Source organism: Pontiella sulfatireligans (genome assembly GCF_900890705.1).
Taxonomy (GTDB): Bacteria; Verrucomicrobiota; Kiritimatiellia; order Kiritimatiellales; family Pontiellaceae; genus Pontiella; species Pontiella sulfatireligans.
In genome coordinates, this window is record NZ_CAAHFH010000002.1 from 1,727,416 (window position 1) to 1,754,155 (window position 26,740).

Annotated in this window: 23 protein-coding genes and 1 pseudogene; 10 read left to right on the forward strand and 14 right to left on the reverse strand. The window is 55.7% G+C overall.

The features are described 5' to 3' along the window. Positions 1–40: 40 nt before the first annotated feature. Positions 41–2,578 (forward strand): InlB B-repeat-containing protein, encoded by a 2,538-nt coding sequence (locus SCARR_RS20175; RefSeq protein ID WP_136063450.1) that lies wholly within the window; start codon positions 41–43, stop codon positions 2,576–2,578. Positions 2,579–2,617: 39 nt separating this feature from the next. On the opposite strand, the gene mtnA is transcribed toward SCARR_RS20175, so the two are convergent. Continuing rightward, a complete protein-coding gene (gene mtnA / locus SCARR_RS20180; RefSeq protein WP_136063451.1) occupies positions 2,618–3,640 on the reverse strand; it encodes an S-methyl-5-thioribose-1-phosphate isomerase in 1,023 nt (340 codons plus the stop codon). Positions 3,641–3,825: 185 nt separating this feature from the next. Between mtnA and SCARR_RS20185 the strand changes: the two genes are divergently transcribed. Genes SCARR_RS20185 through SCARR_RS20205 form a run of 5 tightly spaced genes read left to right on the forward strand, consistent with a single transcriptional unit; the run spans position 3,826 to position 9,550 of the window. Further along, positions 3,826–4,458, forward strand: coding sequence for a class II aldolase/adducin family protein (locus SCARR_RS20185; protein WP_136063452.1), 633 nt, complete (start codon positions 3,826–3,828; stop codon positions 4,456–4,458). Continuing rightward, entirely contained in the window at positions 4,451–6,781 is a 2,331-nt protein-coding gene (locus SCARR_RS20190; protein ID WP_136063453.1) for a DUF4080 domain-containing protein, read from the forward strand. Before SCARR_RS20185 ends, SCARR_RS20190 begins: the two co-directional genes overlap by 8 nt. Positions 6,782–6,785: 4 nt before the next feature. Next, a complete protein-coding gene (locus tag SCARR_RS20195; RefSeq protein ID WP_136063454.1) occupies positions 6,786–7,646 on the forward strand; it encodes a 50S ribosomal protein L11 methyltransferase in 861 nt (286 codons plus the stop codon). Between the two features lie 15 nt (positions 7,647–7,661). Continuing rightward, positions 7,662–8,606, forward strand: a complete 945-nt coding sequence (locus SCARR_RS20200; RefSeq protein ID WP_136063455.1) for a hypothetical protein — start codon at positions 7,662–7,664, stop codon at positions 8,604–8,606. After that, positions 8,603–9,550, forward strand: coding sequence for an endonuclease/exonuclease/phosphatase family protein (locus tag SCARR_RS20205; RefSeq protein ID WP_136063456.1), 948 nt, complete (start codon positions 8,603–8,605; stop codon positions 9,548–9,550). The genes SCARR_RS20200 and SCARR_RS20205 overlap by 4 nt, the downstream gene beginning before the upstream one ends. Here SCARR_RS20205 and SCARR_RS20210 read toward each other — a convergent pair. The 4 genes from SCARR_RS20210 to SCARR_RS20225 form a co-directional block, all read right to left on the reverse strand. Then, positions 9,547–11,481 carry an ATP-dependent helicase gene (locus SCARR_RS20210; RefSeq protein WP_136063457.1) on the reverse strand — a complete coding sequence of 645 codons (1,935 nt, stop codon included), beginning with the start codon at positions 11,479–11,481 and terminating at the stop codon, positions 9,547–9,549. The genes SCARR_RS20205 and SCARR_RS20210 overlap by 4 nt on opposite strands. Before the next feature lie 93 nt (positions 11,482–11,574). Then, positions 11,575–12,900 (reverse strand): YihY/virulence factor BrkB family protein, encoded by a 1,326-nt coding sequence (locus SCARR_RS20215; protein WP_168433472.1) that lies wholly within the window; start codon positions 12,898–12,900, stop codon positions 11,575–11,577. An 80-nt stretch (positions 12,901–12,980) separates the two neighbouring features. After that, positions 12,981–14,651, reverse strand: coding sequence for a dihydroxy-acid dehydratase (gene ilvD, locus SCARR_RS20220; protein WP_136063459.1), 1,671 nt, complete (start codon positions 14,649–14,651; stop codon positions 12,981–12,983). A 190-nt stretch (positions 14,652–14,841) separates the two neighbouring features. After that, on the reverse strand, positions 14,842–15,456 hold the full coding sequence (locus tag SCARR_RS20225; RefSeq protein ID WP_136063460.1) for a tetratricopeptide repeat protein: 615 nt from the start codon (positions 15,454–15,456) through the stop codon (positions 14,842–14,844). Between the two features lie 49 nt (positions 15,457–15,505). On the opposite strand from SCARR_RS20225, the pseudogene SCARR_RS20230 reads away from it, so the two are divergent. Next, positions 15,506–16,858, forward strand: a pseudogene (locus SCARR_RS20230) (transposase); the annotation flags it as partial. A 162-nt stretch (positions 16,859–17,020) separates the two neighbouring features. Here SCARR_RS20230 and SCARR_RS28325 read toward each other — a convergent pair. The 9 genes from SCARR_RS28325 to SCARR_RS28335 form a co-directional block, all read right to left on the reverse strand. After that, entirely contained in the window at positions 17,021–17,191 is a 171-nt protein-coding gene (locus SCARR_RS28325; protein ID WP_168433473.1) for a hypothetical protein, read from the reverse strand. Positions 17,192–17,263: 72 nt separating this feature from the next. Beyond that, positions 17,264–17,656 carry a hypothetical protein gene (locus tag SCARR_RS20235; RefSeq protein ID WP_136063461.1) on the reverse strand — a complete coding sequence of 131 codons (393 nt, stop codon included), beginning with the start codon at positions 17,654–17,656 and terminating at the stop codon, positions 17,264–17,266. 108 nt (positions 17,657–17,764) lie between these two features. Then, positions 17,765–19,354 carry a restriction endonuclease gene (locus tag SCARR_RS20240; protein ID WP_136063462.1) on the reverse strand — a complete coding sequence of 530 codons (1,590 nt, stop codon included), beginning with the start codon at positions 19,352–19,354 and terminating at the stop codon, positions 17,765–17,767. Positions 19,355–19,638: 284 nt separating this feature from the next. Further along, entirely contained in the window at positions 19,639–20,649 is a 1,011-nt protein-coding gene (locus SCARR_RS20245; RefSeq protein WP_136063463.1) for a virulence RhuM family protein, read from the reverse strand. 164 nt (positions 20,650–20,813) lie between these two features. Beyond that, a complete protein-coding gene (locus SCARR_RS20250; RefSeq protein WP_136063464.1) occupies positions 20,814–21,215 on the reverse strand; it encodes a biotin synthase BioB in 402 nt (133 codons plus the stop codon). A gap of 94 nt (positions 21,216–21,309) precedes the next feature. Further along, entirely contained in the window at positions 21,310–22,248 is a 939-nt protein-coding gene (locus tag SCARR_RS20255; protein ID WP_136063465.1) for an aldo/keto reductase, read from the reverse strand. A gap of 68 nt (positions 22,249–22,316) precedes the next feature. After that, entirely contained in the window at positions 22,317–23,108 is a 792-nt protein-coding gene (locus SCARR_RS20260; protein WP_136063466.1) for an SDR family oxidoreductase, read from the reverse strand. Positions 23,109–23,126: 18 nt separating this feature from the next. After that, the gene (locus SCARR_RS28330; RefSeq protein WP_168433474.1) at positions 23,127–23,303 is read right to left on the reverse strand and encodes a hypothetical protein; all 177 of its coding nucleotides are present in this window, start codon (positions 23,301–23,303) and stop codon (positions 23,127–23,129) included. Between the two features lie 69 nt (positions 23,304–23,372). Next, the gene (locus SCARR_RS28335; protein ID WP_168433475.1) at positions 23,373–23,984 is read right to left on the reverse strand and encodes a CPBP family glutamic-type intramembrane protease; all 612 of its coding nucleotides are present in this window, start codon (positions 23,982–23,984) and stop codon (positions 23,373–23,375) included. Between the two features lie 66 nt (positions 23,985–24,050). Between SCARR_RS28335 and bioF the strand changes: the two genes are divergently transcribed. Genes bioF through SCARR_RS20275 form a run of 3 tightly spaced genes read left to right on the forward strand, consistent with a single transcriptional unit; the run spans position 24,051 to position 26,679 of the window. Continuing rightward, complete coding sequence (bioF, locus tag SCARR_RS20265; protein WP_168433476.1) at positions 24,051–25,214, forward strand: 8-amino-7-oxononanoate synthase; 1,164 nt, start codon at positions 24,051–24,053, stop codon at positions 25,212–25,214. Continuing rightward, complete coding sequence (locus SCARR_RS20270) at positions 25,211–25,852, forward strand: alpha/beta fold hydrolase (protein WP_136063468.1); 642 nt, start codon at positions 25,211–25,213, stop codon at positions 25,850–25,852. The genes bioF and SCARR_RS20270 overlap by 4 nt, the downstream gene beginning before the upstream one ends. 59 nt (positions 25,853–25,911) lie before the next feature. Beyond that, positions 25,912–26,679 (forward strand): methyltransferase, encoded by a 768-nt coding sequence (locus tag SCARR_RS20275; protein ID WP_136063469.1) that lies wholly within the window; start codon positions 25,912–25,914, stop codon positions 26,677–26,679. The last annotated feature ends 61 nt before the right edge of the window (positions 26,680–26,740 follow it).

Here is a 26,740-nt window from a genome sequence, read left to right on the forward strand (position 1 = left end):
TTAATGAGTTCCAAACATTGGCAAACAGGACGGCCTGAAAATGAAAAAGTTCATCGCACTATTCACATTGGCAGCTACATGCAACCTGGCTCAGGCCACAACATTCGACCTCGCGGCCGACTATTCAACGACCAACGGCAATCCGAACGGAACGTGGACCTATGGCTGGTTCCACAACGCGTTGCCGGGTGGATCGAGCTTAGAGGAATTAACCGTTTCGGGAGATGCGTGGGATGATGGCGGCGGCCATGCTGTTTGGAAAAACGAAACGGGATCGGCTATCGGGCTAGTTGCTCCGGGGCAGGTTGCGCTGGATAGCGGGCTCGATGAACCCGCTGTTTTACGTTGGACGGCTCCGGTAGAAATCGGTTTGTCTACCATTCAGATCGAGGGCGTAATGCCCGTGCCTGTCACCGGTATTGAAATCCGACGGGGTGCCGGCGTTTTTCACTCCTTCACCAACACGTCCGCATTTAACGTGGAAATGATGGTGGAGCCCGGCGATGAAATCGACATTGTGGCCATTGGCGGCGGAACCATTCCGCTCGATCTGACGATCACTACGCTCAATGAGCACTTGATGTTGACCACGATTGATGACTTCAATCATACTCTGACTGCGGCCTCTTGGACCACCGTTCCTGAATGGGATGGATGTTCGATATTAAGTGGAACCTTCGTTGCCGGTGACAGTCAGTTGACATGGGCCAAAGGGATGTATCATGATCTCCCCTTCTCAATTACCACCAATACCAGTCATATTTCCATTCGAAGCTTTGAAGCTCTCGGAAATAAAGCCTACGGCGGCTCTGGGGATTTCGGCTCTTTCGGTATTCGCTTATGCGCCGACAGTATTTCAACCGGCAACACCAGTGTGGCGCAATATTATGTACGCGCGTATTATCCTGAAGGGTTTTTCGCAAAAACGTACTTCCGAAACGAAGGAGGATCAACGGTTGTTAGTGATGATGCCCCGGCACTGGGAACCTCCAATGACGATCCCGCATCGCTTCAGGAATATCGAGCGGATATGGACTTCAGTTATGAAGATGCTGAAGGAACCTTCGGCCTGTTCAGTCTATTCACAAGAGCAGACAGCGACTCAAAATGGAGACCGGTAGACGGACTCTTCCAGTTGGAAATGAACATTGTCGACCCGACTGTCATCACCAAACTTTGTGTGACATCCGACTGGAATGCTTTTGGTGGGGGCTTTCGGCCTCAGCACGATGATATTCGAATTTGCTCGGGCGAAAACAAAAATCTTGGAACCGGCACGAATCTACTGATCAACGGCAGTATCGATCAAAAACAACTGGGATGGCGGAACGATGATGCAAATCACAGGGAGCTTTATACCAGCGGCAATGTAATCGCGCTGGGCACAGCAGAGGTGACCACCGGGCGCGTTTCTCAGGTCGTCGGCCTGTTGGATCAGGGTCTGACTGTTCAAGACATTGATGCAGGCCTGTACCGCGCCGCTTTTGGCGGATGGCTGTATCCGGATGGGGGAGGTGCGGAGGATGCTTTTTGCGGACCGTACGATGGCCGGGTCGGCATCGACTTCCTTGATTCCACCAATGGGGTAATCGGCAACGCCAACACAGCGGATTTCATCAAAGGGTCTTATTCTGTCTGGAAGGAACTGATGGCCACCAACGCGATTCCCGCCCAGACCCGCTCGATCCGCTACAACTACTACACACAGGGCGGCCTGCTCAACAACGCCTATCTCTCCGTACTCGGCATCCCGCAGGAAGACGTCGCGTTCACCGTGGCTTCGATTCATGGCTCGCCCGTTCCAGCCGTTGGGACGGAGTCCAACAGCTGGAGCACGGTCGTTAATTGCTCCGTTGCGGATGTTGTATCCGGAGCCACGCAATATGAGTGCATCGGCTGGACTGGAACCGGATCGGCCCCAACCTCTGGAACGTCCAATAGCGTTGAAGTCACTCTAACCGAAGATTCCTCCATCACCTGGAACTGGCAGACCAACTATTACCTCGATGTAACCGTTGGAACCGGCGGATCATTGAGCCACGAAGACGGATTCTATCTAGTTGGCTCAGAACAGACCATCGTTGCCACACCGGCGGCAGGTTATCTCTTCATGTATTGGGGCGGCGACGCTTCGGGCACAAACGCGAGCACGACCGTAACCATGTCCAGCCCAAGATCAATAAGCGCCACCTTCTCCGACGATGCCGACGGCGATGGGCTCACGAACACTCAAGAAGCCTCTCTTGGCACCAATCCACGCAAATCGGACACCGACAACGATGGATTCGACGACAAAACCGAAGTGGAGTACGGCCTATCTCCGACGACCGACTCATCGGGGTTGATTGCCTACATTCAGGATAACGACGAAACCTTCGGTCTTTATTCATCGAATGTCGTGCTCGATGTCGCAATGGGTGAAATGCTGTTAGATGTAACTGGAACCGAAGCCACGTTGAATCTCCAGCTTGAAGCATCGGAAGACCTTCAAAGTTGGACTAATGCCGGCCCGGCAAAGGTCTGGAGCTGGACCGTGGATGGTGAAAAGAAATTCTTCCGCGTAAAATCAACGAAGTAAATATCAACGCGGGGCAGGCTGGAAAGCCTGCCCTTCTTTTTATCCAAAATTGTACGGCGGCTTGTGCAGCCCATTCTCGGTGATGATCCCGGCAATGAGCTCGCTGGGCGTCACGTCGAAGGCCGGGTTGTAGACGCGTACGCCTTCGGCCGCGCCCACTTCCGCCGCATCGCGGATCTCGATCGGGATCAGGCCGCCGTGCGCCAGCGAGGCGTCGAGGGTGGAGGTCGGCGCCGCAACGTAGAACGGAATGCCGTGGTGCTTGGCCAGCACCGCCACGCCGTAGGTGCCGATCTTGTTGGCCGCGTCGCCGTTGGCGGCGATGCGGTCGGAGCCGACGATCACGAGATCAATCTTCCCCTCCTTCATCACCTGCGCCGCCATGTTGTCGCAGATCGTAACGACGTCGACGCCGGACTGGTGCAGCTCCCACGCCGTCAGGCGCGATCCCTGGTTGAGCGGCCGCGTTTCGTCGGAATAGACCGTGAACTTGCGTCCGGCTTCGTGCGCCACATACATCGGTGAAAGCGCGGTTCCAAAATCGCCGGTGGCCAGTGCGCCGGCGTTGCAGTGCGTCAGGATGCCCATCCCCTCTTCAATCAGCGGCGCGCCGTGCTTCCCGATGGACTGGCACATTTGGATGTCTTCCTCCAAAATCGCCAACGCCTCCCTCAACAACTCCTGCAAATGGTTTTTGTCACACCTGCGCAGGTGTGACAAACAGCGCTCCAGCGCCCAGAACAGGTTAACCGCCGTAGGGCGCGACGCCGCCAGCTGATCTGCCAATATCTCCACCTTGGCCTCAAAATCGGCATCAACATGCTGCGCCGCCGCCGCCAGCCCCAGCGCGGCCGCGCAGCCGATAGCTGGTGCGCCGCGAACGGAGAGCCGCTGAATGGCGGCCACAATTTCATCAATGTCGTCGAGCTCCAGATAGACGAGTTCCTTCGGCAGCTTGGTTTGGTCGATGATGCGCAGCTTGCCCGGAAGCAACGCCAGACCCTCCTCAAAGCCCGCGAGCACCTTTCCTTCAGCAGTGATCCAGCGTACGGTTTCCAACATTGAATGGTTCCTTTCGTTAAAGATTCGCGTTATACCATTTCGCCAACCCAACGCGACAGAAACTATCAAGGATGCGTTGCGGGAAATGTAGGCAGAATAATTTTGTGGCAAAATAATTTCCTCTGCGGAAAGGGAAAAATAATTCTGCCACAAAATTATTCTGCCCAAGGAAGCTGAGGAACTCCATGAACGAACAAAAACAAGCCGTAGCCGACTGCATGAACCGCCTATACTGCCAAGGGCTCACCACCACCTCCGGCGGGAATATTTCTTTGCGTATCTCAGGTGACCTGATCCTGCTCACCCCGTCCGCCACCGATAAAGGCAATATGACCGCGGAGCAGATTGCAGCGATCGGCATGGATGGCACCAACCACACGCCGCACCTCAAACCCAGCATCGAAACCTCGATGCATCTGGAAATCTACAAACAGCACCCGCACGTCGAAGCCATCGTCCACGCCCACCCGCCCATGGCCAGCACCTTCGTGGCGGCGCGCAAACCGATCAACGTTCGGCTGATTGCCGAGGCCTACGCCATCGTCGGCGATCCCGAATACGCCCCCTACGAACTCATGGGCACAGACAAACTGGCCGACTCCGTGGCAGGCAGCTTCAAGAAACACACTTGCTGCGTCCTGATGGAAAACCACGGCGTGCTCTGCACGGGCAAAACCCTGTTGCAAGCCTTCGACCGCATCGAGGTGCTCGAAAACATCGCCAAGATCAACCTGAATATTGGGCCGCTCGGAGGCGGGATTGAAATGACAGCCGACCAGCTTCGGGACATCGATGCCATGATGGGACGCAATGGCTGATATTCTTCTAGCCGCATTCAACGCCCGCTATGCGCACACCTCGTTCGGTGCGCGCTACCTACTCGCCAACATGGGCGACCTCCGGGAGCACACCGAACTGATGGAGTTTGATCTTCAGGTGCAGTCCCGCATCGCCGTCGAAAAAATTCTTGCGCTTAACCCGCGCATCGTCGGCATCGGCTGCTATATCTGGAACATCGACCTCGCCACCAAGGTGGCCGCGCAGCTCAAGCGCATCCGCCCCGACATTCAGCTCATCCTCGGCGGCCCCGAAATCAGCTACGAAACCGAAGAGCAGGAAATCTTCCAATACGCTGACCACGTCATCTGTGGCGAAGGCGAAACCGAGTTCCCGAAACTGTGTGGCGAACTGCTGGGCAGGCGGGACGCCTGCGATACAACATCCGTACCGCAGGCGTCCCGCCTGCCCCGCCGCATCATCCGCACCGAAGCGGTGAACGTGGCACAGATCGAACTGCCTTACGATCTCTACACCGACGAAGACATCGCCCACCGTGCAATCTATGTCGAGGCATCGCGCGGGTGCCCGTTCCGCTGCGAATACTGCATGTCGTCGCTCGATCCCTGCGTACGCTACTTTCCAGAGGAACAACTGTTTGCCACCTTTGGCCGCCTGCTCGACCGAGGCGCGCGCATCTTTAAATTTGTCGACCGCACCTTCAACATCGACATTGCCTTTGCGCTCAAAATACTCGCATTCTTCCGCAAGCGCTACGAACCGGGCATGATGCTCCACTTCGAAGTGATTCCAAGCCATCTGCCGGACGAACTGATGGAAGCCGTCGCCGACTGCCCACCCGGCATGCTCCAGTTTGAAGTCGGCATTCAGACGTTTAACGAGGAAGTGGCGCACCGCATCCAGCGCCCGCTCGACATCGAAAAGATCGAGGCCAACATGCGGCGCTTGCGCAACGAAACCGACGTGCATATCCACTCCGACCTGATTGCCGGACTGCCCGGCGAGGATCTCGAAAGCTTCGAGGCCGGATTCAACCGACTGCTGGCGCTCAACCCGCAAGAGATTCAGCTCGGCATCCTCAAGCGGCTGCGCGGCGCGCCGATCGACCGGCATTCCAAAGAATGGGACATGGTCTACAGCCCGCACGCGCCCTACGAAATTCTCTGCACCAGCCTGATCCCCTTTGAGGAGATGCAGCGAATAAACCGGTTCGCCCGCTATTGGAACCTGACCGTCAACAACGGGCAGTTCATCAACGCCGCCCCGCTGATCTGGACGGAGGGCAGGCGGGACGCCTGCGATACATCAGGCTCCGTACCGCAGGCGTCCCGCCTGCCCGAAAACACAGGTTTTAACCCACTCCAACCCATCGAACAATCCCTCCGAAAAAAACTCCCGCACTGGACACAGGACCACTGCACCTATTTTGTAACCTTCCGTTTGGCCGACTCCATTGCGCAATCACGCGTCAAAGAATACGAAGAACTGCGTCGAAAATGGCAGGAGCACCATCACCCCCCCTATTCGGAGAAGGAGCGCGAGCGCTTCAACGAACTGTTTTCGGAACGCGTAAATGAGTGGCTCGATGCCGGTTCGGGCTCCTGCTGTTTTAAAGAGCCGGAACTCGCACAGATTGTTGCAGACACCCTTACCCACTTTGACGGAGAAAGGTATGAGCTCAATGAATGGGTGGTTATGCCCAACCATGTGCATGTATTGGTAAAACCGCTGGAAGGGTATAAGCTTTCGGATATCCTGCATTCTTGGAAATCGTTTTCGGCTCACGAAATCAACAAGGCCACGGGGCAAGAGGGAATCGTGTGGCAACCGGAAAGTTATGACCACATTGTCCGCGATGTCGAAGAATTAAATCGGATACGGAACTACATCCGGGAAAATCCGGAAAAGGCCGGCGTTCAGGGGTGCCCTGCAGGGAGCAGGCGGGACGCCTGCGATACATCAGGCTCCGTACCGCAGGCGTCCCGCCTGCCATCGCCGCCCAGCACGTCTCCTTTCGCGGCGTTCATGCAATGGAGCAACTGGCTCTACGCCAAGACCAACACCACCGGCAACCTTCATATGGTGCGCCTCGCCAAGCTGCTGCTGGAGTTCCTGACCTCGGAAAAAGGGATGGACGAAAAGACCGTTGCCGAAGCCCTCTGGCGCGACTACCAGCGCGGCAACCGCCCCGATATCCCCGGCTTCCTGAAAAAGTTTGAGCCGAAAGAAAACCATGCAGAGAGCGGGCGGGAGGCCTGCGATACAAAACCCGTACCGCAGGTGATTGCGCCGGATAGAAGCAATCTCCGCCTGCCCCGCCAGCAACGGCACTTAAAGGACTGATACTATGACCGAAGAAAATAAAAACAGCGGCGGACAACTGAACCTTGTGGTGGCTGCCAGCGAAGTTAACGCCATTTCCGAATGGATCCGCGAGGCGCTGCAAAAGGAACCGGTCGAAGTGACGCAGCCCTTTGCGGGAGATTCGCGGCTGGAAATCTATTTTGACTCGTTGCTCGAAGCGCAGATCGCCAAGAAAACCCTGCCGGCCGACTTGCCGATTCAAGCGGCGGAGACGAAGGAATATCTGGAGCAGGACTGGACCACCTTTTGGAGGCACCATTTTAAAACGATGGAACTCGGCACCAACCTGCGCATCGTGCCCGAATGGGAAGAGGTTCCGAACGATGGCCGCATCAACATTATCATTAATCCCGGCCTAAGCTTCGGCACCGGCGGACACTTCACCACCAAGTTTTGCCTCGAGGCGCTCGAAGAGGCGTTCCAAACCCTGAAACCGCAAACCATGATTGATGCCGGAACCGGCAGCGGCATTCTTTCGATTGCCGCCATCAAGCTCGGCCTCCCAAAGGTCGATGCGTTCGACTACGACCCCGTCTGCGTCGATCAGTGCAACGAAAACGCCGCGCGCAACGGCGTAGAGGGCCAAATCAATTTTTTCCAGGCCGATGTGCTGGAACCGGGCTGGTATGCCGAACCGGCCGACATTGTCTGCGCCAACGTTCTGACCTCGGTGCTGCTCGAAGCCGCCCCGCTGATCAAACGCGCGACCAAAAAGCGGATGTTGCTCAGCGGCATCCGGGAAATCGAGGGCGACGCTGTCGCCGACACCTTCATCCAACTCGGATGCAAAGAAATTTCGCGCGACGGCGACGGCCAGTGGTGCGGGCTGGTGATCGATGTCTAAAATAGAGGATTAAAAATGCCCATACCTAAAGCCCCAGATAAATTTGAAGGCAGCCTGGAAGAATTATACGAAAGGCATGCGCGGCATGTGCTCCTCTGCCCCCATATTGTTGAAACATTTCATAAGAACCTTTGCGATTACTTAACCTCGAAGGATCCCCGTTTCCTAACAAGAAAAGTTGGAAAACAAGAGCGAGGCGAAGAATTGCGCATTCATTGCGGAGGCCGCATCAAACCTACTGACAACTCTCCTGCATGGTGGATTCATTACCAATTATTCAACCACAATACGACCATACTGGACGACTTCCCTGCATTCATTGACTCTGTTCCCTTCCATATGTTCCGCATTCAATTGCCCGAGACAATTAATAGCGCGGGATGGCATGTCGCACATATTTTCGATGCTAAAGATGGAAATACCGCGTATCTAGATTGGCCAGTCGAAGAATTACTTTGGCGCATGGTTAGAAATATCCACCCCTGCAATTATTTTTACATCCCAAAAACCGACTGGAAAAAACACGGAGGGCAAGCCGATGTACTGACCTTTTTCCAAGAAAAATATGCGGGCCTCTACGCATCCATTTGGGATGAGTTTCTGCAACTGGCAAAGGCAACACCTTATGAACAAACCACCACAGTCGGAGACTATCACTTCTCAGCACCCAATCGTAAAAAACAGACTCAAAAAACCCTTTTTAATGGTGTTGAGTGCTCTACTTCATACGAATACTCCCGACTGTGTTTTAATGCAAAATGGATTGAGCCGCTGGAAATGAACCAGCGGTTTTGCATCGTTACGCCGAACATTTATTACATCATGACCAAGAGAGAATTTTACGAAACTTTTCCAAATATCGTTAAGCCGGGCAGCTGTTATCGGAACACTGGTGTTTATCATTACAGATCGCCGCCGCAACGCGCCCGGCCCTTTATGATTGAGCGGAGCAAGTCATGAAGCGAAAACAGAATAACTTAACCATCACCGGAATTTTGGATGCGGCCTCCATCGGCATTGCGACCGCGACGCTGCTGGGATTCCTTGGCCGGCTTTACTGGCTCTTCGATCTGTTTGCGCACTTCCGGGTGCAGTATATGCAGATTGGCTTGGTGCTGATCGGAATTGCGCTTTGGAAGCGCCTGAATAAACGGGCTGTAGCGCTGGTGCTGCTGGCGTGCCTAAACTATGCCTTCGTCCTCCCGCTCTATTTCGGCAAGCCCACGCCTGCAAACGAGAAGCCAATCCGCGCGATGCTGATGAACATTAATGCCGGCAACGGGAATGCCGAGCAGGTACTCGATGCCATTCGCACCGCCAACCCCGACCTCCTGCTGCTGGAGGAGGTCACGCCGAAATGGGAGTCTGAGCTGGCCGTGCTGGACGCCGACTATCCACACCGTATCGCCGAGCCGCAGGACGGCTGTTTTGGGATCATGCTTTTGAGCAAGCATCCGCTCGCCCACGGCAAAGTGGTTGAAATAGGAACGGCCGGCGTGCCTTCAATTACGGCGGATATATATTTTCCGCAAGGCGAGGTTTCAATCATCGGGACCCACCCCCTGCCCCCGATGGGATCGGAATATTCCAAAGATCGAAACAACCAGCTGGCCGCGCTTCCGGAATTCGTCAAAGCGCAAAAAAATCCTGTTTTGCTGATCGGCGATTTAAACACCTCGCCGTGGTCGCCGCACTTTACCCAGTTGGTTCGTCAATCGGGCCTGAAAAACAGCATGAAGGGCTTCGGCTTCCAACCCAGCTGGCCGGCCAACAACCGCTTCCTGCGCATCCCGCTCGACCACATGCTTTATTCAGAACAAATCACCATCCACAACCGCATGATCGGCGCTGACGTCGGTTCCGACCACTTTCCAGTGATCGTTGATTTTGCGTTATCCCGTTAAAAGAACCCGCCGTCCTTCTGGAGGAGGTCTTCGGGGATTTCGGCGATGAAGCGCGAGGGGTCGAGGAAGATCATGCCGCCGTCGCGCTGGCGGCGCACCATCGGGCAGCAGAGGAAGAGTTCGTCCTCGGCGCGGGTGACGGCCACATAAAACAGCCGCCGCTCTTCAGCATCGCCAACGTCTTCTATCGCCTTTTTGCTGGGGAACATTTCTTCGTTCACAAACAGCACAAACACCGCTTTCCACTCCAGCCCCTTGGCCTGGTGCACGGTGGACAGGCGCAGGGAGCTGCGGCTTTCTTCGTCGGACGGCGCCTTGCCGTTATCGGAATCCAGATTGCTAAGCAGCGCGATCTCGGAGAGAAACGCCTCGGTGGTTTCAAACTTAACGGTAAAGTCGATCAGGCCGTCGAGGTCCTCGGAACGAAACTTGTGGTTGTCGAAGTTTTCAACCATGTATTCGTTGTAGAAGGCCTTGTTGAAGCGAAAGACCACTTCGCCGGGATCGTTCTGGAGATTTTCATCGCGGTAGGCGAGGAAGACGGGCTTGATTTTTTCCCACTCGTCGCGTGCGGCGGCGGGCAGCGCGGCAATCAGTTCTTCGTGGGTTTCGGGGCGCTGGAGGTTTACGCGGCCGCCGAGCTTGCGGAAAATCTTGTGAGAGGTCTTTTGCCCCACCTTTGGAAACATTTCAACGAGCCGGGTGAAGGCCAGCTCGTCGGACGGATTGACCAGCAGGCGCAGGATGGTGCAGACATCTTTGATGTGCGCCTGCTCGAAGAAGCGGACGCCGGAGGTAACGACGTAGGGCATTTGCGCCCGCGCCAATTCCATCTGGAGTTCCATGGCGTGGAAGTGCGCGCGGTACAAAACGCAAATTTCCGAAAGCGGAATGCCCTGGCGCTTGAGTTCGAGCGCCTTTTCAATCACATAGCGCGCCTGCACCGAGCCGTCGCGCACCTTGGCCAGATGGGGTTTGGCGCCGTTTTCTCGCACAGCCTGCAGTTCCTTTTGAAACTGCTCGGGATTGCCGGCAATCACTTCGTTGGCGACTTCGAGAATTTCGGGCGTGCTGCGGTAGTTCGTCTGCAGCTTGTAGGTTGCCGCGCCTTCATATGATTTTTCGAAGTCGAGGAAGTTACGGAAATCAGCACCCCGCCAGGAATAGATGCTTTGGAAGTCGTCGCCGACCACCATCAGGTTGCCGTGGCTCTTGACCAGCAGATGGACCAGCTCGGCCTGGATGGCATTGGTGTCTTGATATTCATCGACGAGGACATACTTGAACTCGTCCTGATAAAAGGTCCGGATTTTTTCGTGCTCGGCCAGCACCTTGAGCGCATAGATGAGCAGGTCGTCGAAATCCATCGCGTTCGACTCTTTTTTGCGCGCCTGATAGGCGGCATGCACCTTGAGCACCAGATCGGGATCGACCTCGGTATTCTCGAACCGCTCGTCAACCGCGGCCCCAAGATCGCCCATGCGGCCGCTCACCACGCCGAAGAGGCTCAGCAGCACCTCCGGCTTCGGGAAATGCTTTTTCTCAACGCCCTGCTCGTCGGCACAGGCGCGTACCAGTTTTTTGGCGTCGTCGGCGTCGAGGATCGTAAAGTCCTGTCCGAAACCGACCGCTCCGGCGTGCGAGCGCAGCAGGCGGTTGGCGAACGAGTGGAAGGTCCCGCTGTGGCTGCGGTCGAACGGGCGCCCAATCAATTCCGACGCCCGCGAGAGCATTTCCTTGGCGGCCTTGTTGGTGAACGTCAGCAGCAGAACCTCCCACGGCTGGATGTTTTTCTCGGTGACCAGATAGGCCAGACGGTAGATCAGGGTGCGCGTCTTGCCGGTTCCGGCGGCGGCGACCACCAGCGCGGGCCCGTCGGGCGCGGTTACGGCGGCAAGCTGCTCTTCGTTGAGTTCTTCTTGGAAATTCATGAGCAGGAAAATGCCAGAACGTAGCCGAAGCTTCCAGCTTCGTTTGGAAAGAACAAGACGCGTCGAGATGCCAAACGGAGCTGGAAGCTCCGTCTACGACTTCTCTTCGTCGAAAAACTTGCAGAAGGTGATGGGGTCGAGGGATTCGTCGAGGCTCACGTTGGCGGAGGCCAAAACCTGCTCAGTGATATCCATTTTAGCGAGGCCGAGCTCTTCCGGCGCGGAGCCGTCGGTGATCAGGAGGTCGTAGATTTTTTTGGCGGTAACGTGCTCGGGGGCCTGCAGCAGGACATAGTGATCGGCCTCGGCGTCGCCCACGCCTCCCAGCAGCTGGGCACGGGCCAGCACGCCGATCACCTCGTTCATCAGGCGCACCGGAATGTTGTTCGCCCGCGCATAGGCCACAGCGTCGAGCGACGCTTCCGGACTCTGGAAAACGCGGACGGCCTCCTGCATGACCGAAAAAGCAACCCAGAGCTTGGAAACCATGCTCGCGTTGACGGCGCGCTGCTCCTCCTGATAGGTCTCGCGGTTCTGGATGGCAAAGGCAAATTCCGCGCCGAAAAGCAGGATGGTCCAGTTGAGGTGCATCCAAAACAGGAAAATCGGAATGGAGGCGAACGAGCCGTAGATGGCGTATTTTTGGAATAACGACGCACTGAACTTTAGAATGATGTACTGCACGATAACGATCAACACCGCGCTGGTCAGCCCTCCCGCTCCAGCGGCCTTGAAGGAAACCTTAGTGTTGGGCAGAAACATGAAAATCGCTACAAAGGCCAGTGCCAGAACCAGGATGGGCGCGAGCTGCATCGACACGGTGATGACCAGGCCCAGCCAACTGATTTTATGCGCAAAGGCCAAAAGAGCGGCCGAACTCGCATTGCTGACGAGCATCAAGGCAGGGGTGATAACCAATACAGAGATATAGTTGCGGGTCTTGTCGGCGATGCCGCGCGAGGACTGCACCCCCCAGATTTGATTGAAGGATTCTTCGATTCCACTCAACAGCTTGAAAATAATAAACAGGAAGATCACGCCGCCCACTGCGCCGAGCGCGGCAGGATTGATGCCCTGAACAATCTCCAGCAGCTTGTGGACAAATTCCTGAATGCCTTCGGGCATCTCGGCTGATGCGGAGAGCAGCGTTTCCTCGGCCTTGGTGAAACCGATGGCCTTGCCGATGGAAAAGAGGATCACCAGAAACGGCACCATAGCCATGAGCGTGGAATAGGTAAGCGCGGAGGCGTGCAATTTACAATTGTCGTCCTTGACGCCCTTGAGCACCAGGTGCGTAACGCGCAGGGCTTCGACCCCGAATGTATGAAGCTTGCCTTCCCGGCCCACCTCAACCCGCCACAGGTCATGCTTTAAGAATTCGACGAACCTCTTGATTTGCTCAATTGCTTGCTTGGTCATAAGAACCTCCTGCCGAACCATCGACAGAAGGAATTTAGGAGGTTTACCAAGCCTTGGAAAGCCCAATCCGAACGAAGCGCCTAGCCTTGGAGCACGGCGCCGTTGCTGGCGTTGGTCGCCATCTTGGCGTAGCGCGACAGCCAACCCGTGGTGAAGCGCGGCGCAGGCTCGATCCAATCCTTCCGGCGTTCAGCGAGCTCTTCATCAGTCAACTGGACGGCCAGTTTGTTGTTTGGAATATCGATCTCGATGATGTCGCCTTCGCGAATCAGGCCGATCGATCCGCCTTCGGCGGCTTCCGGAGAAATATGGCCGATGCATGCACCGTGCGTGCCGCCGCTGAAGCGACCGTCTGTAATCAGCGCCACGCTGTCGCCCAAGCCCTGCCCCATGATGTAGGAGGTCGGAGCGAGCATTTCCTGCATGCCCGGCCCGCCCTTGGGGCCTTCGTAGCGGATCACAACCACATCGCCGGCTTTCACCTTGTCGGCCAGAATGCCTTCGCAGGCATCTTCCTGCGATTCAAAGATCACCGCCGGCCCGGTGTGGACCAGCATCTTGGGATCAACGCCCGCGCTCTTCACGACGCAGCCGCCTTCGGCCAGGTTGCCCCACAGAATGGAAAGGCCGCCGGTTTCGCTGTAGGCGTTTTCAACTTTTCGGATGCAGGCTTCGTCCTTGCTTCCCGCATTGGCAATGTTTTCGCCGAGGGTCTTTCCGGTTACGGTGATGCAGTCGAGGTTCAGCAGGCCTTCCTTCTTGGCCACTTCGGCCAGAATGCCGCTGATGCCGCCGGCGGCGTGCACGTCTTCAATGTGATAGTGCGACGACGGCGAAACCTTGCAAATGTTCGGGCACTTTTTGGAGACCATGTTGATGCGCTCGAGGTCGTAATCGACGCCCGCCTCTTTCGCGATCGCCAGCGTGTGCAGCACGGTGTTGGTGCTGCCGCCCATGGCCATGTCGAGCGCAAAGGCGTTGTCGAGCGACTCCTGCGTGACGATGTCGCGCGGCAGCGGACCGTCGGCATAGGCCATCTCAACGGCGCGCTTGGCCGCATCCTTCCAAAGCTGATGGCGGGCCGGATCGATGGCAAGCAGCGTTCCGTTGCCGGGCAGCGCAAGGCCTATGGCTTCGCACAGGCAATTCATCGAGTTGGCGGTGAACATGCCGGAGCACGAACCTTGGCTCGGGCAGCCCTTGCATTCGAGCTCATCGAGCTCATCGTCGGAAATCTTGCCTTGCTTGTGCGCGGCAACGCCTTCGAAAACGCTGATCAGGTCGATCACCTGGCCGTCTTTGGTTTTGCCGGCCTTCATCGGGCCGCCGCTGGCGAAGACGGTCGGAATGTTGACGCGCATGGCGCCCATGATCATTCCGGGTACAATCTTGTCGCAGTTGGGGATGCAGATCATCGCGTCAAACGCGTGGGCGCCGATCATCGTTTCGACCGAGTCGGCAATGAGCTCGCGGCTCGGCAGGGAATATTTCATTCCGGCGTGGCCCATGGCGATGCCGTCGCAGACGCCGATCATGTTGAATTCAATCGGCGTACCGCCCGCTTCGCGCACGGCTTTCTTCACCAGTTTGCCCACCTGGTCGAGGTGCGCATGGCCGGGGATCACTTCGTTGAATGAGTTGCAGATGGCAATGAACGGCTTCTTGATGTCCTCAGAAGTCATGCCCGTTGCCCGCATCAGGCTGCGGTGGGGGGCACGTTCAATTCCTTTTTTAGTTCTGTCGCTGCGCATGGTGGTATCCTTTCGTTCAATGTTTTAATAATGGGCACACCTTAAACACGCTTGGACGGGAAGTAAACAGGAGCGAACGGGAAAATTGGCGGAGCGCATGACAGTATTTCCTCGCGCATAGACGTAATGAGCTGGAGGAGGGATGCACTTCACATACCACTCATTCCCCTAAACTGATTCAGACAAATATTCACTGGTTGAACGCAAATCCGGCAGAGAACTTCTTGGCAAAACTTTTCGCTATCAGGAGCTGATCAGAAGTGAGCTGTTGCTTTAGGCGCATCTTTTCTTTGAAGGCAATACCCGCTTCGTCTTCCCAGCATTTATCCATCATGGAATAGAACGCATATGCCTTGACCTTATCCTTTGCTACACCCCTGCCATACAAATAAGTCATTGCCATATCACGAAGCGCGGCGGCGTTTCCCTGCCTGGCCGCCTTCTCGTTCCATTTGAAAATGACTGCAAGGTCGTTGCAGAAAAACGTCATGTAGACCTGTGCCCAGGAGTTGCCTGCCAGCGCACCCCGGCGAAACCATTTGAGTGCCAGTTCGTGGTTCTTGGGGGTCGCACATCCGGAGTAGTAGGCTTGCCCAAGATTGTACATTGCCTTGGGGTCGCCCTTCCCGGCTGCCAGCTTGAAGTGGTGAAACGCTGCCTTCTCATTTTTTGGCAGGCCGACCAGTCTGTGGGCATAGCACTCACCAATGAGGTTGTTTGCCTTGGCGTGTCCCTGTTGGGCTGCCTTGCGGAACCATTCTATCCCTAGCAGTCTGTCGGACTTAGCTTGCGAATAATATTTCAATATTCATGAGACTGTGCCAGTCTATGCCTGTCTTAACCAAAAGGAAGTGATGGCCACACGACTCAAGAACCTCGACCGCGACACCCCGATGCTGCTTCCGCCAGACCTGCGCGACTGGATTCCTCAGAAGCACATTGTGCATTTCCTGATCGATGCGGTGGACCGGCTTCCCGCTGGAGACTTCCGCTTCAACCTTCGGGGAACCGGCGACGAGCAGTATCCGCCGCGCATGATGCTGACTCTGCTGATCTATTGCTACGCCACGGGCCGCTTCTCCTCGCGCGGGATCGAGGATGCGACCTGGTCGGACGTCATCGTTCGCTACATCTGCGGCGGCAGCCTGCATCCCGATCATGACACGATCTGTGCCTTTCGCCGCACGAACCGCGAGCTGTTCGAAAAGGCTTTTGTACGGGTGCTGCTCATGGCGCAGGAAACCGCCGGTCTCAAAAAGGTCGGCACCGTGAGCGTCGATGGCACCAAGATCAAAGCCAGTGCCAGCAAGCATTCCGCTGTCAGCTACAAGCATGCCGGCGAGCAGGTCGAACTGCTGCGCAAGGAAGTCGAACAACTCGCCGCCAAAGCCGAGCAGGTCGATAACGTCCCGCTTGATGACGGGCTGAGCATCCCGGACGAAATCGTCCGGCGCGAAGACCGCATCAAGAGCCTGGAGCACGCCCGGGCAGTGATCAAGGCGCGCTACGAAGAGGAGCGCAAGCAAAAGCAGGCCGAGTACGAAGAGAAGAAAACGGCCTTCGAGGAAAAGCGTAAAAACAAGAAACCGCGGGGAAAAGAACCTAAACCTCCATCCGCAGAGCCGCCGGATAAGAAGCAATACAATTTTACCGACCCCGAAAGCCGCATCATGAAGGCCGGCAACGGCAGCCACTTCGAACAGGCCTACAACGCGCAGGCCGCTGTAGACACCGAAACCTATCTCATCGTTGGTCAGCTCGTCACCGATGCGCCCAATGACAAAGAGCAGCTCAATCCTGTTCTCGCAAGCATTCCTGAGGAAGCGGCCACCCCGGAAAGCGTATTGACCGATACCGGCTACTACAGTGAGAAGGCCGTCAAAGACGCCGAAACCGGTGGCGGGCCGACGGTGTACAGCGCCATGGCCAAAGGCTCGCACCACGTCAGCGTTGCCGACCTCGAGAAGCAACCGCTGCCGACCCCTCCGCCACCTGGCGCACCCATCAAGGAACAGATGGCCTACCGTCTCAAGAGCCCCGAAGGGAAGGCGCTCTACAAGCAGCGCAAGCAAACCGTCGAACCCGTTTTCGGGGTTATCAAGGAAGTGCTCGGCTTCCGCCGCTTCTCGATGAGGGGGAAGGAGAAAGCCGAAACCGAATGGAGCCTCGTCTGCCTCAGCTACAATCTAAAGAAAATATTCAAGCTCATGGCGGCGCGTGCCCCGAAACACCCGGCGGCAACCGCAAAACAGCACGCCAATGCACTGTCGGCACATTTTCGGGCGTATTTTCAGACATTTTCTTGCTTCGCCCGGCCTTTGCCTCTTTTACTTGATAAGTTCATGCCGGGATGTCGCCAGTGCGGGGTTCTAACTCCGACAGACTGCTAGGCGCTCCCGCTGTTCCCGCTCCTCATTGGTCAGCAGGATTGTGCATGCCGGATCGGTTAGGCTGGGCAGGTAGCAAAGCCCCAATTGGTACTGGGCTTCCGCGTCCCCGGCTTCGGCGGCGGGGCGGTATTTCTGTAGGGCTTCCTCCATTGTTCACATCCTAATCAGGTGCTGAGAAGGTGCGGCTGTCCGCCATTTTAAGCCGTTTAAGTTCGTTTGTTGTCACATCTCGTTTTTAATGATCTGGAGAGCTTTCTCGTAGCCCTCAGGATCAATGCGTTTGTACACGGAGTCGAAGCCGGGGACGCATACTTCGTACACGACGTAGTACTCGCCATTATCCTTTGCCTTCCGCTTCATACAGCGGAGCGCATCCTGGGATTCAAGGAAGTCAGCGAAGTCACGTATGCCGTCGAGTTGTTCTTTGGTGCAATTAACCTCATTCTCCCACGTTTTGTTCGGTGCAGCAAGGCCTACCATGTAGCAGGCAGCGCGTTCCGCAGGAATCTCAGGATTGTACCAAATGGTGAGGCCCCACCGGCATGCAGGATCGGCAAGCAGAGCTATTTGCTTCAGCACATCCTTCTCTTGGTCAGTCATTGTTCGCTCTTGCATGGCGCTCTCCCTCTATTCTTTTATCGGATGTCTTGATTGGCCCATTCGCAACTCAACCATTATTTCATCATTGTAGCACGTTGTGTAAGGTATTTTCCCGATCTGCAATTAGGTCTTACTTTCTTCACGAAGAATCGCTTGCATGATTTCCTCAGCAAATCCTCGCGACCAGTCGACTGCTTGTATGTTCATTCTATAAAAAAATATAAGCTGAGTCTCGGTCGGCGGATCGAAATCTTCGGGTGAAGATGGCTCCCACTCCAAAAGATCCTTATGGCATTGCACTATATTTTTTAAAAAAGGTTCCTCTTCTATAATATCTCTTACATCAAATCTTGGACCCACGTTGTCCCACTTCTTTGTCGGTCGTTTATTGAGGATAGCAGTTTTAGGTTTTTGATACCTTTGCGGTGCGTCATCGGATTTCTTCGGTGGGATGCTCTTATAAAAGTCATACGCTGGAGCATTAATTATTTTATTTGCATCCTCCACGCTCATTTCTAAGGTATTCGTATGTCCATTTCTGAGTAGCCATTTGATCTGCTTAGGTGTTGCAAGCCCTTGGACTTTCCTTTCGTCTAATATCTTAATCACCATGTCCGCATACCCGCGCTCCCAGTTTGTCGTATCGAATCCCCTATTTATCAACCATCGATTCTGTTTAGCCTTAATTTGACTAGAGTCATCTTGTGTTTGTGCCTTCCAATGAGCCAGTCGAGCATCTTTCCGTGAAACTTCATTAAGAAACACATCATCTAAAGTATGCTTGCATATGGCTGATTTTTCTACAGCAAGATTTTTTACTTGTGGTGCGTGGTTCTTTTGCTCCGACTGTTGTGGCTGTCTCGGATACCCAAAACGCAATAAATCCTCAAGCCCGATCAGCTCCAATCCATTGCCATGGGCAAAATCAGAAACTGATCCGGTGAATGTGGATCGCGAAACCAAAATGGCCCGGGGAACATTTAAATGTATTTTCACCCCCAACAGCTCCCTAGCATCTTTGATTCCAACCGGAGAGGCATATGCCTTGCATTGAATGATTATTTTTTGTCGCCCCTTATGAGCCCAAATATCGACTCCTTCATCGCCGGATTTTTTTGTAACTCGTACCTCATCAACCATCCCGCAGTGCTTTAAGCACAAGGCCACATCTTCCTCAAACTCATACGGATTTAAGTTGAGCCAATAGTCCTCTTGTTTTTGCTTCTCTAGACGAATTTTTAATTGCCTCTCCCTTTCACGTTGCCTGCGCACATTTTGTTCTCTTTCGTTCAACAATCGATCTCTGCACTCAACCGCCAGTTCGTATTCGGCAACAGCTTGATCATATTTGTTTGTATTCAATAAATCTTGAGATGTTTTTATGTCCTGCTTTTCGGAAACAAGCGCCCCTCCTGCAAGCCCACCAAGAATGAACCCGATAAAACCGGCTCCAAAAGAAAGGCATCCGCCAATAACCGCCCCAATAGCGCTGGTCGCAATTAAAGTTGTATTGTCTGACTTGGTTCTGGATTCCTGTCGGGCATTATAGTCTTCACGACAACGCCGGTAGGTTGTTGCATTCAAGGAAAAATCTGAAAGAGAGGGTGAAACAAACTGACGACGTACACCCATGACCTCACTCGGATAGGAAGTGATCGCACGCTGATTCTTGAAATCATCAACTAAGCGTTGTGTGTATTCATAGTTGTTCATGTTGATAGAGGTGTTAGCCGTCCTTGCTCTTATAGACAATCAGACTTTGCCCTTCCATGGAGTCTCGCTCCAGAATTAATCAACTTTGCAGGAATAGGATAACGCCAACCGCTTGCCTCGAAAAGCAGACATAGGGATTAATTGCAGAGGCAACCTTACCGTTGATCGAGTTCAACTTGCCGGTTAGAGCAAACCAAGGAATCTCGTAGGAGTAAATGCACAGACTCCGTGTCAGTTCTATTATTTCACCTTTCATTTGCATCAGCGTATGCTTGTACGTCGCTTCACCCAATACCATGTTCCCGTTTGATGTTTTCCTCAAGCTTCCGGAGCTCTTCGAGATCCTGTGCGTCGGCGGTTTCGGCATCGTGTTTTTTGCGACGGTCGTTGAAGGCTTCATATTTGGCGCCGGAGCGCGCTTCCATTTTGGCACGGCTGACGGAACCTTTGTGGTCGAGCAATGCCATGTCGTTTCCGGCGATGATGCGATCGACGTTTTCGCGCCAGAAATCCATGGTGATGTCGATCCGGTTCTTGGCGCGCAGTTCGGCGGTTTCGAGGAAGATGACGACGAGGCGGTTGAGGCTGTCGATCTCGTCGGCGGTGAGATAGTTCTTGGCCACGATCACATCGCCCTTGCGGACGATGGAGCCCATCCAACTGGTAAGCCCCATGTTGGGCTTGGAGGCATCGGCGCGGTCGGTAACGATTTCCGCCGCCGTGCGGCCGGTGACGGCAAAGAGCAGTTTGTTCTGCGTTTCGGCAAAGAACATCTGGGTCGCTTTATCGGAGGGGTCGTAGTCGCTGCACAGGGCGAAGAGGTCGCGCACCTTCTGGTAGAAACGCTTTTCCGAGGCGCGGATGTCGCGGATGCGGGCGAGCACTTCGTCGAAATAGTCTGGGCGGCCATCCGGGTTTTTCAGCCGCTCGTCGTCCATGACAAAGCCCTTGACGATATATTCGTGCAGATGGCGGTTGGCCCACTGGCGGAATTGGGTACCACGGATGCTGCGGACACGAAATCCGATCGCCAGAATCATCGGCAACGCATAGTGACGAACGTTGTAGTCCTTGCCATCGGCGGCAGTTGTCAAGAAATCCTTTACAACTGAAACTTCATCCAACTCATTCTCTTCCAGAATGTTCAGTATATGTGCGCTTACATTTTGCTTGGAGGTGGCAAAAAGTCCGGCGAGCTGGCTCTGGCTGAGCCAGACATTGCCGTCGCGGGCATGGAGCGCCACCGACGCCTTGCCGTCCTTGGTTTTGTAGATGATCAGGTTGTGCGTCCCCATGCCACTTCGCTCCGGATTTAACCAACTTGCTTTAATAGGATAACGCGAACCCCTTGCCTCGGGAAGCAGACAAAGAGATTAATTGCCAACAGGACTCTTCCCATTGATCCGGTTCAAGTTTCCGATTAGCTCACGGATGAAAATAAACCGAGAAGCACAATCTTTCAGATGAGGAAGATGCGGCGGATGAAGAATGCCGCCTCGCAAATGGTCTGCATCTCGCTTTCGGACGGGGCGCGGGAGTTGGAATCACGCAGTAGCGCAGAGCCTGCATGTCCATTGCGCCTTGGGGCGCCGGCCACGATTTCGTCGGCCGATTCCATCGGGTATTCCTCCACCTCGGTCGAGACGGATTTGGACTGGCTGCAAAACGAACAGTTTTCCGGGCACGCGCCGCTCTTGGCGTTTTTCAGCACGTGCAGGCTGATCTTCTTGCCGAAAAAGTTTTTACGGATGAGACAGGTCGCCTGCAGCACGTCGAGCAGCTCAACGTCCGACGAGTTGAGCACCGCCAGCGCCTCCTTTCGGGTAATCGGCTCGCCGCCGTCTAAAATTCGGTTTGCCAACGCCTTCCATTCATGACCTTTTGCCTCATGTTTAAAATTAAGCGAAGGACAGTAGCGACCGTTGCAAAGGAAGCAAACGTGGACTGCGTCTAAATTAGAGGCTTTCTGCCGCCTGCTCCATCCGGCTTCGGACAGCCTCTTCGAGCGAAGGCATTTCGGAGGCCGCAATGGCGGAGCGGTAGTCGGCGATGTTCTTTGCGCCCATGCAAATGGTGTGCGCGCCGGGATGGTCGAGAATCCAGCGGATGGCCGCCTGCGCCATGGTCATGCCCTCGGGCAGGCACTCCGCGAGCACGGCAAAACGGGAATAATCCTCGTCCGCGCACCAGTTCGAACGGTTGTCGTCGGAGCGGAATTCGGGGGCCTGCTTAAAATATTTACCGCTCAGCCGCCCTTGCGCCATCACGCCGCGCAGCTGCGTTCCGAGGTTGTTTTCCTGCGCGAGCTTCCAAAGTTCAGCCTGCTCGTCGAGCAAGCTGGTAGCGAACTGGACGATTTCGACCGTTTTGGCGACGACCATCTTTTCCAGCAGCTCCAAGTCGTTGGTCGAAATGCCGTAGGAGCGAATCTTACCCTGCTTCTTGGCCTTCTCCAACACGGCGCGGCCTTCGTCGAGAGCGGCGGCTTCGGGGGCGCAGTGGTAGAGATAGACGTCGATATAGTCGGTTTTCAGGCGCCGCAGCGAACCTTCGACGCTGGGCATAATGGTTTCCGGGCTGGAGTCGTCAATACGTACGTTGCCTTCGCCAACGCGGTAGCCAAACTTTGTGGAAACCACCCATTGATCGCGCCGGCCCTTTAGCGCCTCACCCACGCGGCGCTCGGATTTACCGGCGCTGTATTGCTCGGCGGTATCGATGGCGTTCACACCGAGGTCGCCCAGCTCATGGATCATGCGGATGACGTTATCCTTGCCGGGATCGGGGTGCCCATCCGGCTTGCCGTCAAAAAACAACGGACCGCCCAATTGCCACGCGCCAATGGTGATGGGGGAAACGGAGAGGCCTGTGTGGCCCAACAAATTTAAATTCATGCAATACCCTTTTCGTGAGGCGTAAAACGTGAGGCGTGAAATCACGCTTCACGACTCAATCATCACGTTTACCAAACCGTCTTAGTCGACCCGCCATCCACGGCGATGGTTTGGCCGGTGATGTAGGAGGCTGCATCAGAGAGCAAGAAAGCGCCGAGCCGGCCGAATTCTTCGATGGTGCCGTAGCGCCCGAGCGGAATGCCTTGTTCGGCGGCCAACCGGATCTCCTCTTCGGAAAGATCGGAGGCCTCGGCCTTTGTTTTATCCAGGGACTGGACGCGGTCGGTGTCGATCCGCCCCGGCATTAGATTGTTCACGCGAATGTTTTCGGGCGCGAGCTGCTGCGAGAGGCTCTTGGCGAGGCTCGTTACGCCGGAGCGCATTACGTTGGAGAGCAACAGGAAATCGATCGGCTCCTTCACCGAAACCGAGGTGATCGTCAGAATCGACCCGCCACCCGCCGTGCGCATTGAAGGCAGCACGGATCGAATCATCCGCACCGAGCTCATCAGCGTCAGCTCAAAGGCGGACTGCCACGCGGCATCGTCAAAAGCATCAAAGTTGCCGGACGGCGGACCGCCGGCATTGACAACGAGCAGATCGACGCCGCCGAAGGCATCGATGGTGTTTTCCAGCCATTGGAAAATGGAATCGGGATCCGAGGCATCCAGCACATTGGCCAGCACCTCTGCATCGGTTTCTTCGATCAGCGCATCCGCCGCATCAAATACCTCCGTCTCGGTGCGTGCTCCGATCGAGACCAGCGCACCTTCGCGCGCCAGCTCGCGGGCAATGCCGAAGCCCAGCCCTTTGCTTGACGCCGCCACCATCGCCACTTTTCCGTGCAGTCCCAAATCCATCTTCCTCCCCCGTAAAAACTATTCCATTTTGCCTTCCATCCAGTCGGCGATCACGTGGAGCTCTTCGGCGGAATATTCTCCGTTGAGCTTCACAAACTCAGCGCCATTGACAAATTCGATGAACGGATCATCGAGCTCTAAACAACCGCACGGCCCTTTCGCGGCCGCAATTAAATCTTTGGGCGATCTTCTCATGACAAACTCTCCTTGATTAACAGGACTATATTAGTCGCATATCGTCGCTTGTCAAAACCGGATCACCACTTATGACCGCAGCAGAAAATAAACCCCCAGAACCACGCCGGCATCGGCGACGGCATGCGTCAGCACCGCAATCGCATAGCCGCCGAATCTTTCGACGGTCCAGCGCCAGAAAAACGAACTGCCCGCCAGAACGCCGAAAACCAGAAACAGCCACGGCCAATGAAGCAAATGAAACAGCACCAACACATGGTAGCCGGCGAACAGCAGATCCTGCCGGCAAAGGCCCGTTGCGCGTTCCGGGGAAATTCCTCGCCAGTGCAGTTCCTCCAGTGCGGGGTGGACGATGGAAAAGTAGGGCATCAACAAAAGCCAGGCGACCCCCGTCAATCCGTACTGAGCCAGCCACTCCGGCAGCGTGTTTTCGGAGGCGGCGAGCCACGGCCACATGAAATAGACCGCCGGCGCGGCCAACGCGCAAACCGCCATCCCCGGAATCAGCAGCGGCGCGTTTATTCCGCGCCGCAGGCGCTTCCAAAGCCCAGAAGGCTTTCGATAGAGGAGGAAGGCGATGATTCCAGCGTGGTAGAGCAGGATCGCCAGCCACGCGCTGTGGAAAACATACATTCCCAGCAGGACGGCGACATAAGGAACCAGCGCAGCAAGCAGACTCATCGTGCTACGAGTTATATTCCTTTTTCAGGATTGCGCCAATTCCGTAAGTTGGCGAAAGTGCTCCGCATGCGTGAAGACTGGATACAACCGATACTCGACGAGGCCAAGCTCCAAGGTTTGGAACGGACGGCGCGGGTCTGCCCCGAAGCCGGCGGCATTATTAAGATCGACGGCAAAGAGGTGCTCAACTTTTCGAGCAACGACTATCTCGACCTTGCCCGCCACCCGCATGTGATCGACCGCTCACGCCAAGCGCTTGACCAGTTCGGCATCGGCTCGACCGCCTCGCGGCTCGTGACCGGCACCCTGCCGATCCACGAGGAACTCGAAGCGCGGATCGCCAAAGAAAAAGGATACGAGGCCGCGCTCGTCTTCGGCTCCGGCTACATGGCCAACGCCGGCACCATCCCAATCCTCGCCGGACGCGACGACTTCATTTTCGCCGACAAGCTCGTCCATGCCAGCATGATCGACGCCTGCAAGCTTTCCGGCGCGAAGCTCGTCCGCTTTGCCCACAACGATGTCCAAGCAGTGGAAAAGCGACTGGAACAATATTCGGATCATGCCGGACGCAAGCTCGTCATTACGGAGTCGGTCTTCAGCATGGACGGCGACATTGCTCCGCTGACCGAAATCGCCGAGACTGCGGAGAAGCACGGCGCGATGCTGATGGTTGACGAAGCGCACAGCACCGGCACCTTCGGCCCGAACGGTGCTGGGCTCATCCGCGAGCACGAGTTGGAAAGCAACGTTACCGTTTCGATGGGAACCATGAGCAAAGCGATGGCCGGCTACGGCGGCTTCGTCGCCTGCTCCGAAAAACTCCGCCAGCTGCTCGTCCATTCCGCACGCGCCTTTATCTACACCACCGCCCCGCCCCCCGCCGTCATCGGCGCCGCGCTCGGGGCGCTTGATGTTTTTGAAGCGTCCCCTCGGCTGGGATATATTCTGCAGGCCAACGCCGACTATTTCCGCTCGCTCCTCCACGAAGCCGGGCTCGACACCCTGCAAAGCCAGAGCCAAATCATCCCGATCGTCATTGGCAACAACGAAAAGGCCGTCGCTATTTCGCAGCTGCTGCGAAGCGAAGGCATCATCGCCGCCGCCATCCGGCCGCCGACCGTACCCGCCGGCTCCGCCCGCCTGCGCATTTCCATCACCCTCGCCCACCTCGTAGACGACCTCGAACGCGCCGCCAAAGCCATCATCAATGCTGTAAAGGACACATGAAACCTTCGCTGATTTTAATTTCCGGCTGGGCCCACGGGCTGGACGCCATCAAACCGATGGGCGATGCGCTGGCTGACCGCTTTGATGTGCAACTCCTGACCGGCGCGCAGGTGCTAAGAGACCTCTGCATTCCAGATGCGGACTATATCGTGACCGGATCGATGGGCGGGTTGCTGGCGATGGAGCTGCTTCCGGCAAGCTGCAAAAAGCTGGTGCTGATTTCCTCGACCGCCAAATTTTGTGCGGGCAAAGGATATCCCTGCGGAACGCACGAAAAAATTCTGAAGCGCATGATCCTGCAGCTGAAGCGCAACCCCATACCCGTGCTCGCAGAATTCTACAAAAACGTCCACTATCCGTACCGTGCATTACGAACCGCCCCCTGTTGCTCCCCAAGCGAGTTAGTGGCTGGACTGGAATATTTGCTGGCGTCAGACGTACGGAAAAAAGTTCCAACCATTGGAATTCCCGTCCTGCTGCTCCACGGCGCTGAAGACCGGATCATTCCGCCGGGCGCCGCCGAGTGGCTTCACCAGCATCTGCCCGACAGCCGGATGAAGGTTTTTAAAAACGACGGCCACGCCCTTCCAGCGCATCATTTTGCGGAAATGATGGAAGAAATCTCAAATTTCCTATAGTTGCATTGCACGCAAAAATGCCGTAGACCTTCCGCCGAAATTAGAGAGAACGCTTCACCATGATTGGACAACGATTTTCAGCCGCCGCCGAGACCTATGACCGTCATGCCCGCCCACAGCTGGCGCTGGCGCAGTCGGTGCTGTCTGTCGTGCCCGAAATGTATCCCGAGCAGATTCTCGAACTCGGCTCCGGCACCGGCCAGCTGACCCGCCTGCTGACCGAACGCTTTCCCGAGGTGCCCATCGACGCCGTCGATGTGGCCGAAAAAATGGTGCTACACAGCCGCGCCGCCTTCAAGCGCTTCCCACAGATCAAATGGATCGTTGACGACGCGCAAACCTATTGGGGCGGCGACCGCTACCCATTGATTGTTTCGAGCTCGGCGCTCCACTGGGTGGCCGACCTGCGGGCCACTTGTGAGAATATTTTCCAGAGCTTGGAACCCGGAGGCACCTTTGCGCTGGGCATGATGCTCAGCGGCACGCTGATAGAGCTGCACGAGCTGCGGCAGGAAATTGCCCCCGAAAAAACACCGTCGATCTCTCTGCCGACCTATGAAGAAACCGTTGAGGCGCTCGAGGCCGCCGGCTTCCGCACCGAGCGCAAAAAGCACAGCGAAGAGCAAATTCTTTACGACGGCGCGAAGGCCTTCCTCAAAGCCATCCACGAACAGGGCGTAACCGGAGGCCGGGTCAGCGCGGGAAACGCCCCGCTCTCCCGCACCGAACTCAGCCGGCTCGTCGCCGACTATCAGGAAAACCACGTCGCCGACGGCGGCGTCTACGCCACCTACGAAACCGCCACCTTTCTCCTATCACGCAACTGATTCCAGCCCTCCGAGCAACACAACAAAGGTTTGTACAATTAATAAAGTGACAGGCACATAA